The sequence below is a fragment of the Arthrobacter sp. TmtSoilC48 genome (genome assembly GCF_059739425.1).
Genome location: NZ_AP046049.1, coordinates 3189260 through 3208059, shown reverse-complemented (window position 1 = coordinate 3208059; position 18800 = coordinate 3189260). Strand labels below are relative to the sequence as shown.

Genomic DNA, 18800 nt, shown 5'->3' with positions numbered 1-18800 from the left:
AGCTTGGGAGCCAATATGCATGGATGGAAGGTGACGCCGCCTCCGGCACAGGGCAATAAGTCACGACGCTCCTCCGTAAAGACACGTCGTGTTTCCGCAACGCCACAGAAGGTAGCCGAGACCGGCTCGCCTCGACGTCAGTTGGCGCGGCGGCGAGCGGCGCGATTGTGGTCGGCCTGTGGTCAAATACCTAAGAACAGCCAACTGACACAGCAGAGAGTCAATGCTTTATCCCTATTCAGTTGTACACGAGATCCCGTAGTGGGGACTAATCAAATGGCTTGATCACGGGAATCCGAAGTGTGGAATCCAGCAAACTCCAATCTTCGACGTGCTTCTGCGTATACGTCCACAGCCAGACTGCCCCGAGCTGCAGCCTTGGCATTCTCCCGGACGTGCTCGGGAGACGCCGTTCCTACGATCACTGTGGAGACTTCGGCGCGGGTCATGACGAAGCGAAGAAGGAATCCCTCCAAGCTGTCACCGTCCAGCAGATCGTTCAAGAATAGATCCGGGGACGCCCGCTGGCTGTCTACTGTCCGTTTGGCCAACGCGGCGCGTGCCGTTCCTCCTCGTACTATGACGCCGGCGCCGGTGGCGTTGATAAGTGGAAGAGTATTTTCGAGAGAACGGTCCAGTGCGGAATACGAGATTTGGAAAGTCTCGAATACGCCGAGGTCGATGTGGTCAGAGAGGTTTGGAAGAGTGGAAGATATGCCAATCGCTCGAACCTTGCCCTCCTCTCGGGCACGTTCCAGTGTCCCCAAGACGTCATCACGTTGAAGAATCCCAACAGAAGGCCCAATGTGTACCTGTGCCAGGTCCAGGTAGTCAGTGCGTAGACGCGAGAGGCTTTGCTCGATACCTGCCCGGATATTCGCAGGCGAATAGTCATGGACAAGAGGACCGTCAGTCGGGCCTTCAGGCTTATGGTCCAGGGGACAGCCCACTTTGGATGCAAGCAGATACTCCGACCGACGATGACCTATATGGCGCCCGATGAGCGCCTCGCTCTCTCCATAGTCGATCGAGGTATCTATGAATCGGATGCTGCGGTCGTATGGTTTTCTGAGACAGGTTGATGGGAGATCGACTTCAGAATGACTGGTCCCAGAAGAAAATATGATGCTGCGTTTCGTGAGGAAGCTGTGCAGCTGGTGTTGTCCTCGGATCGTTCAGTGAAGCAAGTCGCTGACGAGCTCGGGGTGAACGAGAGCACGTTGGGGAACTGGCTCCATCGGCAGCGGGGCAAACACCAAGAGGGCTCGGTCGCCCCGGCCGCGGACCGGGGCCCGGTGTCATGGGAAGAACACCAGAAAACCGTGGCTGAGAACGAGCGGTTGAAAGCTGAGGTTGAGTTCCTGGGAAAAGTCAGCGCCTTCTTTGCCGCGAAGCAAAAGTAGAGGACTTCTACGAGTTCATCGAAGCGGAGAAGGCCAACCATTCCGTGGTGTGGCTGTGCCGGGCGTTGAAGGTTTCCCGGGCCTCGTTCTACCGGTGGCGGACCCCTGCCGGCCCGTCACCGCGGGCGGTACGGCACGAGCAGCTCGCTGCCGAGGTGACCAAGCTCTACGAAAAAGAAGAAGGCCGTGCCGGGCGGGACCAGCTGACCCTGCTCCTGAACGAGAAGGGCGTGAAAGTCTCAGCCCCGACCGTGGGAGCGATCATGCGCGAACACGGGCTGCGGGCCATCCGCACCCGGGCCTGGAAGGCCACCACGGTCCAGGACCCGCAGGCCAAGACCGCGCATATCGAGAACCACATGCTCGATGCAAAGGGCAAGCGGGACTTCACCTCAACAGTGCCCGGCACCCGCCTCGTTGGTGACATCACGTACCTGCGCACCGGTGAGGGGTGGCTGTACCTGGCCACCGTGATCGACCTGTTCTCAGGCATGGTCATCGGCTGGTCCATGGCAGCACATATGCGCGCGGGCCTGTGCACCGCGGCCCTGCAGATGGCCCGGAACCACGGCCATCTGACCGGGACCTCGGTGGTGTTCCATTCAGACCGGGGAACCCAATACACCTCTGATGAGTTCCAGAAGTGGTGCGGCGATAACGGGGTCACCCAGTCCATGGGCAAAGTCGGGGTGTGTTGGGACAACGCGGTCGCGGAGAACTTCTTCTCCCACCTCAAAACCGAGTTCTACCACCACCAACGCTATCCGTCGCGGCTGGCCGCCAGGACTGGGGTCATGGACTACATCGAGGCCTGGTACAACCGCCGCTGACCCAACCGCAGAGCCGGCGGCATCCCACCAGCCAAAGCCCACACCAACTACCAAACCCGCGCCCAGCAACCCCTGGCCGCCTAACCAAAAACAAACAACGAACCTGTCTCAAAAACTTGACGACCGCACTTGATGAGCAACAAGGGTGTGAGGCAGTTTCGCTGGATCGAGGAGGCTGTTGGTGTCCTGGGTATCAACGAGGAACTGAGCCTCTTCCTTTGTTTCTACGTTGGGCAGGGACCCGTTCAAAGGCTTCTTACTTGTTTCTTTGAGGAAGAAGACGGAAATCAGTCCCAGAAGGGCAGCGCCCATCAAGTAGTAAGCGGGCACCATCTTGTTCCCTGTGACTCCAATAATCGCAGCAACAACCAGTGGAGCTGTACCGCCAAAGGCGGCATTTCCCACATTGTATGCAAGCCCAAGAGCGCTGGAACGTGACGGCGTCGGGAACTGCTCAGGCAGCGAAGAAGCGTAGCTCGACGAAAACAGGGTTGCGCAGATCATGATGAAAAGTGTCCCGAGTTGTGCGCCCCAAAGCTGGCCGGACCCCATCATGACGAACGCTGGAATCGGAAGCAGAACGCCCAAGATGGCGCCACTGAAAAGGATCCGCTTCCTGCCTATTTTGTCCGAGAGCGAGGCAAAAAACTGCGTTGCAAAGGCCGCGAGTATGAACAAGGGAAATATCACAAGGGTGCCAAGGGAACCTTGGAATCCCAGTGACTGATTCAGATACGTGGGCGTGAACGATGTCATGGTGTAGGCAATGACGTTTCCGGCGGCCGCTACGCCCATGACGGGCAGAATAAAGCGCCCGTGGGATCTTATGACCTGCACAATACCCGGGTTCTTTGCCACCTCACCGTTTTTCCGAGATTCCTCAGCCCTCTCCTTCAAGACGGCGCTGAAGGTAGGCGACTCTTCGATTCGATATCGGAAGTACAGGGCTATGACGGCAAGAGGCCCTGCGATAAGAAATGGAATACGCCAGCCGAAGGACTGCATCGCGTCTTGACCAAGCGCCAGCTGTAGAACAGCTACCAAGCCAGCTCCAAAGGCGAATCCGAGGTAACTGGACCCCATAAATCCAACATAGAAACCCCGTCGTTTATCCGGGGCGTATTCGCTCAGGAAAGTCGCACCACCTGTGTATTCTCCACTGGCTGAGAATCCTTGCAGCAGTTTCAGGAACACGAGAAGCGCCGGAGCCCAGAGCCCAATGACGGCGTGACCCGGTAGCAGGCCGGTGGCAAACGTGGCAACTGACATCAGGAGCAGCGTGAACGTCAGGACCTTCCGTCGCCCAATCCTGTCTCCCAGCCATCCGAAGAATACGCCGCCCAGCGGTCGGGCAACGAACGTTACTGCGAAGGTGCCATAGAGGTACAGGGCCTGGACTGTCGGGTCGGCCTGGGGCAGGAAGACAGGGCCCATTACGGTAATGAGGTAAGCGAATACACCGAACTCATACCATTCGATGATATTCCCGACGACGGTTCCGGCAACTGCGCGCCTCAAAGCGGCCTTGTTGACTATGCGGATGTCGCTTATTTTCAAACGCCGCTTGCCCAGATGGGTGCCCGTGGCATTCCCAAATCTTTGGTCTCCAGAGGACATTGGTACCCTTCGTTCACAGATATTAGGTGAGGTCGCTGTAGATCGCAGCCCGGCGACGCGGTCTTGCGTCGCTAGATACCTAAGCAGCTTTCCTCAGGGTGAACCATAAGACGTTCGCCAACTGAACACTTGCATTCTTGTACAGCCCCCGATTGAACACTTGCATTCTTGTACAGCCCCCGATTCTTCGCACGGTGCCAAACGAAACCTCTCCGGTGTTTCGTACGCGGAGGATGGCTTCTGCGGTCGCTTCCAGAGAGGGTTCATGGTCGCCAGGTTCTTGCCTATCCTGACGGAGATCTCCTCTCAAGTTCGGCGTGGAGCTCGCCGGCTAACGTACGGTTTAGCTTGCGACAAAGGGCTTGTGCTCTGACACCTGGTACCAAGGCGTGCTCGGGCGAGTCTTCGGGCCTGCGCTTCAGAGTTCGTATATCGAATCGACCGGCAAGGGTTTACGTTACGGAAATGCGCATCGTCAACGGTGGAATCTTTGGCTCGTAGGTTTGAGTTAGCGCCGGAAAGGGCTGCAAAAGTTCGAGTTGAACCATGCTGGGGGAGGGCCTAACAGTGAAGTCTCGAAACTCGTCGTCCAATGAATCAGGTGCGTCGCGTTCAGTAGGATGGGAAACAGCCGATATTGCGCGAACGTTGATAGCACCGTATGACGAAGCCTGCGAACGCGCTGCATGTTTTTGTTTGGAATCCCCCTAGACGCTGCGGTGAGGCACGAAGACAAGCTGTCTAACCCCGCAGAATTCGAGCAGTTGTCGGCGCTGGTCGAATAGTGAGCCATTTCGTGGGTTGAAAACTGAGCCACGTTGACGTGGTTATTCTCCCGTATTTTCCGGTCTTGTCGAGGGCAGCGAGTCCGTTTGTGTGTGTTTGAGCCGGTAGCTGGAGCCTTTGAGCGTGATGACTTCGGCGTGGTGAACGATCCTGTCGATCATTGCTGAGGCCACGACCTGGTCTCCGAACACATCACCCCATCGGGCGAAGGGCAGGTTCGAGGTCAGGATCAGGGATGCGTGTTCGTAGCGTGAGGAAACGAGCTGGAAGAACAGGTTCGCGGCGTCTTGCTCGAACGGGATGTAGCCAACCTCGTCCACGATGATCAGCCCGTAGCGACGCAGCCGGACGAGCTCCTGCGGCAATCGCCCGTTCTGGTGCGCGGCTTGGAGCCGGGCGACCCAGTCGATAGCGGTAGCGAACAAGACCCGGTGGCCCAGTTGCGCGGCGCGCAGTCCGAGCCCGGTCGCGAGGTGGGTTTTCCCGGTGCCGGGCGGGCCGAGCAGGACGATGTTGGATGCCTCGGTCAGGAACGCCCCGGTCGCCAGGTGGGCGATCGTGTCCCGTTTGAGGCCGGGCTGGTGGTCGAAGCTGAAGTCCTCCAACGATTTACGGGCCGGGAACCCCGCGGCCCTGGTACGGGCTTCGGCTCCGGAGGCTTCGCGGGCGGCGACTTCCCGGGAAAGGACCGCGGCGAGGTATTCCTCATGGGTCCAGCCGGCCTCTCGTGCCTGCTCGGCGAGGCGGGTGGCCGCTTCCCTGATCCGAGGTGCTTTCATGGCCCGGGAGTAGTACTCGATTTGGCCGACGGTTTCCTTGGTCCCGGACATCATGCGACCTGCCCGTCATCAATGACGATCCCGAACGCGCGGTCATAGTCAGCCAAGTCCCGCAGCCCTGCAGTGCCGCGGAGGAGGCGGGGTTTTGGAAGGCTTTCCGCAGGGTCCGGGCAGCCTCGACGTGGTCCGGGTCGGTGATCGTCAAGCCCGTGCCCCAAGACCGGGCATGATCGCCGACGCTTCTGCCGTCTAGGCTGATGCGGACCGTGTCCAGGTCTGCGGTGATCTCGACGAACCTGCCGATGGCCTGCGGGTGGACGGAGTAGTCATTCGATCCCACCCGGACGTAGTAATCCCGTGGAAGCCTGATCCTCGCAGCGAACCCTGTCACGGGCGGAACCGGAGGCAGGGCCAACATCCCCGCCTTGTCCTGGCCAAGCAGTTCCGTGGGCCGGGCCCCGGTCCTGCGGACCAGCCGGGCGTTGGCTCTGGGCAGCCACTGGCCGAGCTGGGTGTTGAAATCCTCCGGTGAAGCGAAAGACCGACCCGGCAGGAAGGAGGTTTCGAAAAACCCGTTGGCCCGTTCCACCACTCCCTTGGACTCCGGGTCGTAGGGCTTGACCTGCACAATCTTCGTCGCGAGGACCATGGCGAAAGCTGACACCCCGGCCGCGAAACTGTTCCGGCGACCGATGCCGGTTTCGTTATCCCAGACCAGCCGCCGCGGAACAGCGCCCAAACCACCAAGGAGCTCCCACATGCCAGCGAGCAGATCCCCGGTCATGCGCGACGGAATCATCCTCGCCATGATGAACCGCGAATGCGAGGACACCATCACCAACACCGGCAGGATCCGCGGCTTCCCGGACCCGACCGGGATCCGCACCTCCGGGAACCACAGATCGCACTGGGCCTGCTCGCCCGGTTCGTAACTGATCCGATCCGCGGGATCCGGCGGTGCGTACTCCGGCCGGATCCGGGCCACGTTTTCCCTGAACCAAGCCGGAGAACCGGTCCACCCCACCCGCTCCGCCATTACCGTGGCCGGCATCCGCGGATTCTCTTTCAGCAACGCCCGGATAGCCGGCTCGATTGCCTTGATCCCGGAATCCTGCGGCGCGCGCACATACACCGGCGGCCCCTCGGCACTGACAGCCTTCGCAACCGTGTTTCTTGAGATACCCAGCCGCGCTGCTATCGACCTCATCGACTCACCCTCGGCAAGATGCAACCGCCGAATAAGCGCCCAATCCTCCACAGTGATCACCCACCCAATCGTTTGGAACGAGTGGCTCAGTTTTCAACCGTCACAATGGCTCACTTTTCGACCGTCACCGACAGCAGTCGCGGGGAGCCGCGCCGGGGCCATCTGCACGCCGCAGCTTCATGCTCGACGTGGCCAGTGTGTCCGCGAGAGATCGATAAGACTCCTCGGCGGCCAACCTTAATAGCGACCGGGCGTTGCATCTACTCGCATATTCTTCGAATGCAAATGCATCTTTCCTCAGCAACCGTGTGGGAGGCCCCGCCTCCGAGCGCTGGGTTAGAACTCCGCTAATTTCGTGCCTGCGTTTTTCGCTCCCAGGTAGGAATCAGCGGAGGACCACTCCGCGAAAGGTGTCGGGTCCAGCGGTTTCTGGATGCTGCAGGGCTGCTCAAATACTCTTGCCCCGGAGCTAAGCCAGTCCTACTGCGTGGTATGGCCCGCGCAGTAGGACTAACAACATTTATGCGTCGAAAGGTTTATTCTCGTCAGGGACGACGGGCAGTTCGATGTAGGACGGGCGGTTGGCGTCGTGGAATAACTGTTGATGTGCGATGATGAGCTCTGTTCCGGCCTGATCACCTGTGTTGAGGTTTCGGTCCCAGCGTGGGAAACAGCTGTTGGTGATTTGTACTCTGATCCTGTGTCCGGCGAGGAACACGTTGCTTGTTGACCATAAATCGATCTCGATCTCCTGAGTCTCGTCTGCCCTGTTGTTTATGCGGAAGATTCCGTCGGTTAGGTTCAGAGACCGCCCGTCGGGGTCCACGTCGCACAGGCGGGCGATCCAATCGGTTGAGGGCGCCGAGCTCTGGACGTGCAGCCGTACACGGATCGGTCCTGTTACTTCCAGGTCCTCTTTGAGGACGTCGGAGGTGAAGACGAGCACGTCAGGGCGTGATTCGACGAGACTTTGGTCATGGGGGCCTCGTCCTGGTGTGGCGGCCATTGGGCCACCGTGGGTGGGGACGGGGTCGGCGGGGTTGTAGTCGATCTCACTCGGATCGGCGTGGACCGGTGGCGTCGTCGTGTTGAGGCCGCCATTGGCCTGCAGGTACCAGCGCCCAGTTTTTGCGCGCTGCAGGGGCCAGGTTTCCTCGTCGCGCCATTGGTTGCGTCCCATGACGAAGATCCGTACCGGCGCCGAGGTGCTCACCGGTGTTTCATCATCGGTGAGGTGTCCGCGGAGAAATGCAAGCACTTCATCGCTCCAGCGCCCATTCGGGTGGGCTCCCGCGTCTCGACTGGACATGATTCCAAAGTCTTGGGCGCCGACCCGGGGCCCGAAGTCCACGTGCGTCCACGGTCCGATGATCAGTCGTGATTCCTGGCCGAGGTCACGCATTGTCGTGTAGCTGTCGATGTTTCCCTGCAAGCAGGTGTCGAACCAGCCGCCCGTGTGCAGGCTGGGGATCTGGACACGCGAGTGGCTTCCGGCGACACGCATGTGCTGCGTGGCTTCCACATCATTGGCTTCGCTCGGGTCTACGAAGACCGGCGTGCGGTGCCGGCGCAGCACGGCCAGCTCGGTGGCTGGCAATCCCCAGTAGCCGTCTTTCTCAAGACTGTCGAAGTCTTCGACCAGTGCCGCGACGCGGGCGGTCAGCTCCTCGCCGCTCAAGCCCTGACGCGACAACCAGTCGAACCCGGCAGCCAACGACCATGACGCGATGACCGATATCTGGGTGGCACCACCGCGGGCTACCAGGGCTTCGCGCGGCTCCGTCCACGTCATCAGAGGCGTAATGGCCTTCAACGCAGGCGGCTGTTGGAGTGCGGCCTGCCACTGGGTGTTCCCGCAGTAACTGCCACCGAGCATCCCGACGCGCCCGGTGGAGCCGGGAAGCTGGGCGGCCCAGGCAATGGTGTCGGCGCCGTCTTCACCTTCGTGCTGCAGCGGCTCCCAGTCACCGTCAGAGGCATAACGCCCACGGACGTCCTGGATGACCATGATGAACCCTCTGCGGGCCACTTCTGTGGGGGAGAAGCCGTTCCAGACGTTGTCCGCCGCGCCGCTCTTGTTATAGGGCGTCCGGACCACCAACGTCGGCCATGGGCCCTCGCCGGCCGGCCGGTAGACGTCAGCCCGCAGCACGACGCCGTCCCGCATCTGGGCAGGGGCATCGAACTCCACTTGCACTGATGTTGCCGCGTCAGTATCGGCGTTCATAGTCCCAATTTCCTGCGCTTTCGTGTCCTGGGTCATTTGTCTTCAACCTGGTCGCGGAAGATCCAGCGGAGTGTCTCCGGGAACACCGCACCGGCATGCCGGAGGGTGTGTCCGCCTGTGCCGTACACGAACATCGAATCGTAGCGGCGGTACTTCAGGGCCGCGTCGAGGTCGTGGTTGGCGATGGGGATGTTGCCGTAGATGACGTCGACGTCGCGCGTCCCGGTCTGGTGCCAGACCCTGATCGGCTTTCGCGGTGCGCGGCGTACCATGCTGGGCAGGTTGTTGGCACCCAATATGTTGATGAAGCTGCCGCAATGCGAGATCACGTTTCCGAACTCGTTCGGGCGATGGAAGGCCGCGGTGAAGGCGCCTGCGCCGCCGGAGCTGAAGCCGCAGATCACGCGGCCGCGTGGGTCGTCGGTGAGCCTGACCTTGGTCCGGATGACGGGAAATAGCTCCTCCACGAGGTAGCGGGCGAAGTCATCGTTGACGGTGTCGTACTCGACAGCGCGGTTGGTGCTCCCGCCGTAGATCGGGTAGCCCGGTCCGGTTTCGCCCGGGTTGTGGAAGAGGCCAACGGTCATGGGGATCTCGCCGTCATGCACCAGGTTGTCCAGCACTGTGGTGGCACGACACTGCTCTCCGGCGTACTCCAGGCCGTCCAGGCAGATCATCAGGTTGACCGATTCGGCTTCCTCAGCGCCGTGGGGCAGGTACAGGTAGACGCTGCTGGTAACGCCCGGGTAAACGGTGTGACTGGTCCAGCGGAAGTGGTAGTACTTCCCGGCAGGAACGCCGTCTCGAGGAAGTGAGTCGGACGTCAGCATGTATTCGGACGCTGTGTCGTTTTCTGATAACTCGTAAGTGGAAATGTCCTTGCGCGGCAACGTGTGCGCCAAGTCATCATCGTTTGTCAACATTCCCCAGTGGTCAAGATCCACCAGTTCGAGTTCGGTTGCAGCTACCTGCGGATAAGTCATGGTAAATACCTTTCTTCTTCTCAAGGTGGTCGAGGTCTTGTCTCAAGGTCGCTTGAGCACTTCGCCGTAACGGTGGGCGTTGAGCTCCAACCTAAAGTCTTGGCGCTCTGTTGTGACAAGCACCACAAAACCAACACCAAGCACTCTGACGACGGCGGCGCGAGTCATCGTCTGGATCGGCTTAGCGCGCTTCGCCGGCTCCCTTTGTGTACATATCCTCAGGTGGTCTCCTTAGGTCCGTAAGTATTCGGCAGCGTGCACTGATCTTGCCCTACGTAAATCGCTTCGGGTAGTGGTGGTTTAACCAATCGACGAGCACGGATTTGGTGTTGTTTCAGTGTCTAGACCCAGTTCGAAGGTGACGTCCGCGTAACAAGCAGCCGATGTTCCCGCGGGCGGAAGAGTCACGGACGAGAAGAGCCTTGGGTGAGCCATCAGTTTGGTGGTCCTCGTCGAGTGAACCGGGCCCGCGGTGTGGGCCTCTGCGGTTCCGTTCCTAGCTAACTTAGTCGCGGAAGTTCCAGCGGGGTGTCCCTGGGGAACACCGCACCGGAATGCCAGAGGGTGAGTCCGCCGGGTGCAGTGGACGAACATCGAGTCGTATGGGCGATACTTCAGGGCCGCGTCGAGGTCCTGGTTGGCGATGAGGATGTTGCCGTAGATAACGGTGACGTCGCGCGTCCCGGTCTGGTGCCAGACTCGGTCTGCTTTCGCAGGGCGCGGCGGACCATGCTGGGCATGGTGTTCGCGCCCAGGATGCTGATGAAGCTGCCGTGCATTGGTTTTCACTCGACATCGGCCGACAAGCAGCCCAGATTCTTGTACTGTCAGACCGTCTGTCCGTCTCTGGCACAACGTCGGCAAAGTCAGAAGGTGGAACCTTGCGCGGGGGTGTGAGGGGACGACGATGTTTCGACTGCAACAACGGACTCGTGGAACTCAAGGCTCACAGCCCTTCTCCTAAGCCGTGAGCGATTGCCATGGCAGCCTTCACCAACATGCCCCCGAATTTATCTTCCAACTCAGCCGACATTCGATGAACCGGGGTTGAGATGCCTATCCCAGCCACGCCTACTCCCGCGACAACGATGGGTGCCGCAATGCCGTGGACGCCTTCCTGCCACTGCTGGTCGTTCACTGCGTAGCCAAGTACTCTGGCCTGGTCAATGGCAGCGGACAGGGTATCGCGTTCCGTGATTGTAAACGGTGTGTAGGCGGTCAATCCCCGAGACAGGATCTCGTTGACCTCCTCGTCCGACCATGTCGAGAGAAGCGCTTGCCCGTTGGCGGAGGCCAACAGTGGAATGGACATGCCAGGTGAGACGTGGGCACGTACCGCCTGGGGGCTTTCGAGGCACTCGAGGACGAAAACCGAATCCCCTTTTATGACAGACAGATGGACGGTCTCGCGCGTCTCCTCCCGAAGATGCTCCATCGCCGGTAAGGCTATCGTGCGGAGATCATTGCCTGCCTGGTGTCGCTGCCCCAACTGGAACATTTTCGGTGTCAAGGTCCAACGTGTCACTTGGCCTTGGACCTCGGCGGCCCAACCTCCCTCTTGAAGCGTGCGGAGCATCCGCTGTACTGACGATTTTGGGAGCTCCAAGTCTCTGGCCAGCTGCGATACACCCACCAGACCAGGCTCGGAAAGTCGCTCAAGGACACGCATTCCGGTCAACACGCTTCTCACGCCCTCATTAGCCAACCGACCCCTCCCAATTTTTGCCGACACTGCAGATTGTCTCGCCAGCTTACTGCGTCCCGCCGTACCAGCCGGGACATCGAAGCTGACTGCAAGGGTCGGTGTTGAATCGAACTGGGATGACATTATGGGATTATCAGCTAATAACGGCTGCCGCCGAGTAGGGTTATTTGTAGCCGTCCTTGTCGTGGATGATCCAGGGGAGTCCGGGAACACCGAACTAGCATGCGTGAGGGCGTGTCCACCGCTGCCGTTCACGAACGTTGAGTCGTAGCGGAAGTGCTTCAGGGCCGCGTCGAGGTCATGGTTGGCGATCGGGATGTAGCCGTAGATGATGTCGACCTCGCCTTTCCCGCTCTTTTGTCATACACGGGTAGGCTTGCGTTGTAAGCGGCGGATTATGCTGGGCAGGTTGCTCGCACCCAGGCCTGAAATCCCGACTGGACAAAGGCCGGGCGCCCCAGCCGTGTTAGCGTCCAACAGGGTGGGACAGTTAGGCACGCTAGGACGCGGCTAGCATGCACGGATCAAGGCGTCCGAGATTGCCCGACTAAACATCACTTCGGGGCAGTTGACGAAGTGATGTTTAGTCGGGCGGCTTGCACGCGGCGCCTGTTCAATGGCAGCATTCCTATCGCGTCAAGATTGGATCAAACCTTCTTCATCAGAGATTCGTCTGCTTTTTCGATGGACGGTGCTGTTGTACGGCCTTGCCAGGCGGCGAACACGAACAAAATGCCTCCGAGCACGAACATGCCAGAAACGGCGGCCGTGCTTTCGGTCCCGGAAGCCGCTATCAGTGCCAGAGCCACCACGGGACCGAAGCCGGCGGTAATTGCGCCGCTGGACTCCTTGCCCACGCCTACTCCCGTGACACGAGTATTGGTAGCAAATTGCCGGGCCATGAATGGGCTTGCCGCTACGGAGAGTAGCGGCGCAAGAATGCCCGTCCCGAGAATCAGGGCGATCCAGATGTACAGCGCGACTCCTGTATTGAGTAGCCAGAAAAAGGGGAACGCGTAGGCGATGACCATAAGGCCGCCGTACGTCAGGACTCTCTGAACAGGGAGTACGTCGCAGAGCCGACCGCAAATGGGTGTCCACAAAATTGCGATCGCGCTGGCCAACGTTATGCCGAAGCTACTGACGGCACCACCAACATCTTTGAATTCAGCAAGGTAAGAAATGGAGAAGGTCTTCCAAAGAGTCGCGATGAGTGCGTAGCCGGCGTAAGTTGCGAACACGATTACCAGGCCCCTCCAGTCTGACCTGAAAAGGTCGGCCAAAACACGAAACCAGCTTCTTCGGGTTTCGGCAATTGGCATTGCCTCGAAATCGGGACTCTCCGGTAGCTTCCGGCGAATAACGAACCCCACGACGGCAACGAGAAAGCTTACTACAAACGGGATTCGCCAACCCCAAGAGTAGAAGAAGTCGTCGCCGATTAACGCCAAACCAGCCACCGCGAGTGAGGCGAAGAAGACGCCCAGGTTGACTCCGAGCGTCGGGAGGGAGCCGAACCGCCCGCGCTTGCCCTCCCCGGCGTGTTCATAGGAGACGGTTATCGCAGCACTGAATTCTGCGCCCGCGCCAACACCTTGAACGATGCGAAGCAGGACCAGCACGATGGGCGCTGCCACGCCGATCGTGTCGTAAGAAGGAAGCAATCCCATCAGTGCCGTGGATCCGCCCATCAAGATAAGACTCCAGGACAACACCACCTTGCGTCCGAACTTATCTCCCATGATGCCGAACACCAGGCCCGCAAGAGGGCGGGCCAGGAACCCGACACCGAACGTCGCAAGGGCAGCCATTGCGCTTGCAGTTGAGTCCGAAGAGGGGAAGAACGTGGGACCGATTACTAGTCCTGCCATCGCCGAGTACAGAAAGAAATCGAAATATTCGAGAGCGGTGCCTACGACAACCGCGGGTCCGACTCGTCGATGAGCGGCCTTGGCTGACTGGATATTTGCCGCACTGGGCAGCGTTGGATGACTCACTAAATAACCTCCGATTAGTCGAGGTGGTCTGTAGTTTCCCACCCATTTGCCACATTGGCACAGTGTTCCAATAGGCGGCACACCTATGATTGCGGTCACAAACGGCGTGTGTCAATGGCCAAGCACCGCCCCAACGGGTGAATTGGAGAAAGCGGTCTCCGAAATGTTCTGCTCGCCATTGGGTTCTGCGGCGGCTAGTTCGGACCGCTGATCGGCGGCTGGCGTGACCGATATGAAGTCGGGTGAGCAACCTCAGGGTTCCTGCCGCTTGTGGAGATCTTGGGCTCATGGATTTTAGATCGAGCACTGGAAAAACTTACTTTCTAGTAAGCAACTATGTTAGGGTGGGCCCACCGATAGTAGTCGGGCGGAGACCTGAGCCCCCGACCAAGTCGGCAAGATCAAAGAGCAGAGGGCACAATATGTCATTGGATCCAAAACAACGTAATTCGCTCGTTCTGCCCGTTGTGTGCGCACCCATGGCAGGTGTGTCCGGGCCCGACCTGGTTCGCGAGGCATGCAAGTCGGGAATCATGGGCGTCTTACCGCGACACAACGCCGCCGACCTCGCACAATTCGGGGACTGGCTCCGCCAGATCCGCCTCGACCTTGACGAGTATCGCGAACGAGTTCCCTCTGCGATCATCGGCCCCCTGGCAGTGAATTTTTCTCGACGCAAGACAGCTGATGAGATGAAGGAAGACCTTGATCTCTGCGCTCGGTACGGTGTAGAGGTTATCGTCAGTGCGATGGGCGATCCGACCGAGCTCACACGAGTTGTGCACGGATGGGGCGGCAAGGTCTTTCACGATGTCACGAGCATGCGCTTCGCTGAGAAGGCGATCTCCGCCGGCGTCGACGGTCTGACTTGCATTGTCGGCGGTGGAGGTGGCCACTCGGGGCTACTTAGCCCACTGGTCTTCATTCCTCAGGTGCGGAATATGTTCGACGGCACAATACTTATGGCCGGCACCATTTCAACCGGCGCCGCTATCAGGTCTGCAGAGATCCTCGGCGCCGATCTCGCGTACCTAGGGACCCGCTTCATTGCCACAAAAGAGGCGAATGTTCCCCCGGCCTATAGGCAGATGCTTGTTGAGGCTAGGTCGACAGATCTGGTCTATACGAGCAGTGTAACTGCAGTTCCCGCCAATTGGTTGAAGCCCTCACTTGCCTCAATTGGCTTGGATCCTGAGAATCTTCCGGTCTCATCCGGCCGCGGTAATTACGACCATCTGCCGCCGAAGACGCGGCCATGGCGTGATATCTGGAGTGCCGGCCAGGGCATCGACCTCATCGACGATGTTCCTTCAGTGTCTGACTTGGTTCAACGCCTGCGCATCGAGTACCGCGCCGCCTGCCAGATTCCCGAATTTCTCCCGATCCATGAGAACTGTGATGTCAGCGATGCCGTTGACGCCTAGCAATTTGGAACGCCGCTCACTTCAAAGAGTGACGGCATGACAGAGCTGAGGATTGACCGCCCAGCAGCAGGAGTGCTCCGCTGCCGACTGGACGGACCGGACACTTTGAACGCGCTTGATGATCCCGTCAAGCGTGCACTGGTGGAGCAAATTGTCCTTTCGGCATCTGCACCGGAGGTGCGCGTGCTGATGCTGACAGGTACCGGCCGGGCGTTCTGTTCCGGTGGCGATATTGGGGGCATGGGGCGACGCACTCCGGCTGAGATGAACCAAGTGCTGACCTATGGCCGCCAGATTACCGAAGGCCTGTACAACCTGCAGAAGCCGGTCGTGGCGGCGGTGAATGGCATTGCGTCTGGAGCTGGTTTCAACCTTGCCCTCGCCTGCGACCTCATCTTAGCCGCCCCACAGGCATGGTTCCAGCAGTCCTTCGTAAAAATGGGTCTGATGCCAGATATGGGCGGTACTTATTTCCTGGCCCAGTCCATCGGTCTGCACCGCGCCAAGGATGCGGTGCTGAACATGCGCAGGTTCTCCGCACATGAAGGCAAACAGTTGGGGTTCGTAGCTGAGGTTCTGGAGGGTGAGTCTTTTGACGACCAAGCCGTGGCGTATTGTGCATCGCTTTCTCGACGAGCCCCTTTGGCCCTTGGACTGACAAAGCTCCTTACCAACCGCTCGGTTGACGGTACCCTCGGTGATGCACTGGACCGCGAGGGGCTTGCCCAGGGAGTCTTGGCCGCCACGGAAGACCACAAGCGTGCCGTGAGGACGTTTCAAAGCAAAGGTGACCTCAATGCCATCGAGTTCACGGGAAACTAATTCAACCGCTTCCCGGGCCGGTGTCCGACTCTAGGTCATGTTGTGCTTGGTTTCACCACATTTCGAGCCCTTCGTAGACGCTTGCAAGGACAATCTTTATAGTGCGGCCTCGATGCTGCGGAGATACTGGTTCAGCGCGTCGGCGGGAAGGTCCAGTTTTGCGCTGAGCGCCCGACGAAGCAGACTGTGCCGTCGGGCCGAATAAGAGGGAGCATCTCGGGGAGAGCTGTTGCTCTGACGAACTCCAGGGCTGAGTCGAGGCCATCCGGTGCGAGCTTGCGGATCGCGTCTGGCAGGGAGTCGTCATCGACCAGAGCATGGTCGGCGCACCTCGATGAGGAGATCAGACCGGACTGGGTTTCGGGTTGTTGAGATGACTGTGGCGCCGAGCCCGTGAGCGATTGCATGAGCCCCACGGTGGAAGGCGTTAGTGAGTCGCCCGGCCGGTTCTCATCGTTTACGAGTGGGTGCGACCGGGTTCGGGTTGGCTCGATTACTGAGTGATGCCGGTACCCTCGGCGCCGACGAAGCCGCGGGTATTCCCGGGCCAGCCATGGTTAGGGCTGATGGCCCCTACACCAGCAAGCTCTGGACTGATCCTGTTCGTCGCAGAAACTCTGGGCTGGCCTGGGGCCTCGGCGGCGCTTTCAGGATCTCGTCCTTACCTTGCGTCTGTCCGGTCCTGTCTGCCGGCGGCGGCAGGCCTAGCTCTTTCGGCGTCGATCGGCTTGCTCCACTAACTCAGTAATCCACGGCCTATGCCCTCGATGGAAAGTCAAATGATCGGGTAAGCCATCGACGACTGGGACGGACTGTGAAATGTCAATGGTAATTCTGCCGCCTGCCATGGGTGCGTTTGTGATGTGGACATCACCAAAAGAATCGGGGAGGACTGGGTCCATCCACACGCCGCCTTGGGAAACGTGAGCGTCATACCGCATCAGGCCCGTCACTAACAGGATGGGGGTCGTTGCCGCCCAGGCCTGAGGCGAGCATGCCGTCGGATAGGGTAGAGGCACTGCGAATTGATCCCGGCTGAAACCGCAAAACAACTCCGGGAGACGGCCACCGGAAAACTCGGCGGCCTCCAGTAGGGCAGTCGAGATCCGTTGCGCCTCTTCTACGAACCCATACCGCAGCAGTCCGGCTGCAATAATGGCGTTGTCGTGGGGCCATACGGAGCCGTTGTGATAGCTGGCGGGGTTATACGCACCCATGTCCGTGGCCAAAGTTCGGACGCCCCATCCGCTGAACATCTCGGGGGACATGAGGTGCTTCACCACCGACGGTGCCTTGTCCTCATCCACAAGTCCGAGCCATAGACAGTGCCCCATGTTGGAAGCGCAAGCGTCAACCTGGCGCTTGTTGCCGTCCAAGGCAACGGCGTAATAGCCACGTTCCGGCATCCAGAATTCCTCGTTGAAACGCTTCTTCAACTGCACCATTAGATCGGCGTAATGGTTGCCCAAAACATCGTCTCCGGCATCATAAGCCATCCAGGCGCGGGCCGCGTAGGCTCCGTAGACGTATGCCTGCACCTCACACAGGGCTATTGGCGTCTCGGGCATACTTCCATCTGCGAAATTAATACCGTCCCAGGAATCCTTCCAGCCTTGGTTAATCAACCCTTGGTTGTTCAGGCGTTCATATTCGACAAACCCGTCACCGTCTTTATCCCCGTATTTTTGGATCCATTCCAGTGCGCGGTCTGCGTGGGGCAGTAGAGCGGCAATGGTGTCCGCGGCGAATCCCCAACGGCTAACCGATCCGAGAACCATGACAAAGAGAGGGGTGGCGTCAACGCTGCCGTAATAGGTGGCCTTGCCTCCTAGGGCCAGTCCGCTTGAGACATCAAGCCTGACCTCGTGCAAAATCTTGCCGGGTTCTTCTTCGCTTATTGGATCTATCACGCTGCCCTGGCGGTCGGCGAGTGTTTGCAGTGTGCCCAGTGCTAAGGAGGGATCAATAGGAAGCGACATCTCCGAGGCCCATAACGAGTCCCGACCAAAAAGGGTCATGAACCACGGTGCGCCGGCGGCCACGACAACTCGGTCCGGGTGGTAAGGGTCTTCAATCCTGAGTGCGCCCAAATCGTCATAGCTGCGCCGCATAGTTCGTTCAATCGACCGGTTCCCCATCTGCAGGACCGGAATCTTGGCCACCCACTGTTGTCGGCGAAGGTCACTGGGGGAGAGTTCGCCGTCCGCGTGGACGAAGGACGGTGGACGGCTGCCGCTCTCGGTTTCGGGCATCACCGTAATGGTTGTGCTCCACTGGCCGCGCGGTGCGATGGTCAACCTATATGTCAACGCTTCCGCCGTAACCTCCGCGCCAGGGGCACGAATAACGACGCCCTTTTGGACATCTTGCCAGGTGGCCTGAATAACCAGCTCATCGCTCCGGATCTGGCGGGTTTCGTCCCAATGCCTTTTTATTCGCGCCTCCTTCACTTCGAAAAGATCAGCGAAATCGGCGGCAACTCTTAGCGAAACGACGCAGTTGGCCGCCACAAGCGAGTAGTTCCGGACGGTGATCTGTTCGTGGATTCCGGCGCCCACTTCGCGCAGCCGCTCCACAATAAGGGGGCCATCGGCGCGTCCGTTAAAGCCGGGTACACGTCCCGCAAATAGCGCGCGGTACGGTTCCTTCGTTTCAGCCCCCAACTCTTCTACCACCTGGCCGTTTACGGATAAGCCCCAGTGCGACAAGATACGAGTGTCTTGGACGAAAAGACCATGTGGATGCTCAGGATGAATATCACCGTTCGCCAAGGAGATACAGAAAGACGAACCCTCAACGAGAGTAACCGTCCCGGCACCTAGAGGCCCCGCAGCATTATCAACATTCCAAGCGGACATTCCAGACCTCCCAGTAGAGGCCAGCGCCGTTTAGCACCGATACGCCGCAAGGTCTCACGTGAACATTCCCTCGAAATGGACGCTACTCTCGGCTGTGCTTTCAGGCTAGAGAGTGGGACCCGCGAAATTCTTTCGGTGTCTGTCACCAACGGGCAGGTTGAG

General features: G+C 59.4%; 10 protein-coding genes and 2 pseudogenes. 3 read left to right on the top strand and 9 right to left on the bottom strand.

The features are described from left to right. Nucleotides 1-272: 272 nt before the first annotated feature. Nucleotides 273-1124, bottom strand: coding sequence for an aldo/keto reductase (locus AC6I97_RS14835; protein WP_224090959.1), 852 nt, complete (start codon nucleotides 1122-1124; stop codon nucleotides 273-275). Between AC6I97_RS14835 and AC6I97_RS14830 the strand changes: the two are divergent. Then, nucleotides 1101-2317 (top strand): annotated as a pseudogene (locus AC6I97_RS14830) (IS3 family transposase). The gene AC6I97_RS14835 and the pseudogene AC6I97_RS14830 overlap by 24 nt on opposite strands. A 24-nt stretch (nucleotides 2318-2341) precedes the next feature. Here the strand turns inward: AC6I97_RS14830 and AC6I97_RS14825 are convergent. The 7 genes and pseudogenes from AC6I97_RS14825 to AC6I97_RS14795 all read right to left on the bottom strand — a co-directional run bounded on the left by AC6I97_RS14825 (nucleotide 2342) and on the right by AC6I97_RS14795 (nucleotide 13534). Then, entirely contained in the window at nucleotides 2342-3790 is a 1449-nt protein-coding gene (locus AC6I97_RS14825; RefSeq protein WP_497945284.1) for an MFS transporter, read from the bottom strand. 887 nt (nucleotides 3791-4677) lie between these two features. Beyond that, nucleotides 4678-5469, bottom strand: a complete 792-nt coding sequence (gene istB, locus AC6I97_RS14820) for an IS21-like element helper ATPase IstB (protein WP_224089828.1) — start codon at nucleotides 5467-5469, stop codon at nucleotides 4678-4680. After that, nucleotides 5466-6682, bottom strand: a pseudogene (gene istA / locus AC6I97_RS14815) (IS21 family transposase). Before istA ends, istB begins: the two are co-directional and overlap by 4 nt. Nucleotides 6683-7142: 460 nt before the next feature. Continuing rightward, nucleotides 7143-8849: a CocE/NonD family hydrolase gene (locus AC6I97_RS14810; RefSeq protein WP_497945283.1), complete on the bottom strand. Its 1707-nt coding sequence runs from the start codon at nucleotides 8847-8849 to the stop codon at nucleotides 7143-7145. 32 nt (nucleotides 8850-8881) lie between these two features. Further along, a complete protein-coding gene (locus tag AC6I97_RS14805) occupies nucleotides 8882-9832 on the bottom strand; it encodes an alpha/beta hydrolase (RefSeq protein ID WP_497945282.1) in 951 nt (316 codons plus the stop codon). A gap of 946 nt (nucleotides 9833-10778) precedes the next feature. After that, nucleotides 10779-11501 (bottom strand): IclR family transcriptional regulator, encoded by a 723-nt coding sequence (locus AC6I97_RS14800; protein ID WP_497947129.1) that lies wholly within the window; start codon nucleotides 11499-11501, stop codon nucleotides 10779-10781. A gap of 683 nt (nucleotides 11502-12184) precedes the next feature. Continuing rightward, nucleotides 12185-13534, bottom strand: a complete 1350-nt coding sequence (locus tag AC6I97_RS14795) for an MFS transporter (RefSeq protein ID WP_497945281.1) — start codon at nucleotides 13532-13534, stop codon at nucleotides 12185-12187. A gap of 428 nt (nucleotides 13535-13962) precedes the next feature. On the opposite strand from AC6I97_RS14795, the gene AC6I97_RS14790 reads away from it, so the two are divergent. Further along, nucleotides 13963-14958, top strand: coding sequence for an NAD(P)H-dependent flavin oxidoreductase (locus AC6I97_RS14790; protein WP_497945280.1), 996 nt, complete (start codon nucleotides 13963-13965; stop codon nucleotides 14956-14958). 36 nt (nucleotides 14959-14994) lie between these two features. Further along, nucleotides 14995-15780, top strand: a complete 786-nt coding sequence (locus AC6I97_RS14785) for an enoyl-CoA hydratase/isomerase family protein (RefSeq protein WP_224089835.1) — start codon at nucleotides 14995-14997, stop codon at nucleotides 15778-15780. 704 nt (nucleotides 15781-16484) lie between these two features. Here AC6I97_RS14785 and AC6I97_RS14780 read toward each other — a convergent pair. Next, nucleotides 16485-18638 (bottom strand): amylo-alpha-1,6-glucosidase, encoded by a 2154-nt coding sequence (locus AC6I97_RS14780; protein WP_497945279.1) that lies wholly within the window; start codon nucleotides 18636-18638, stop codon nucleotides 16485-16487. Between the last annotated feature and the right edge of the window lie 162 nt (nucleotides 18639-18800).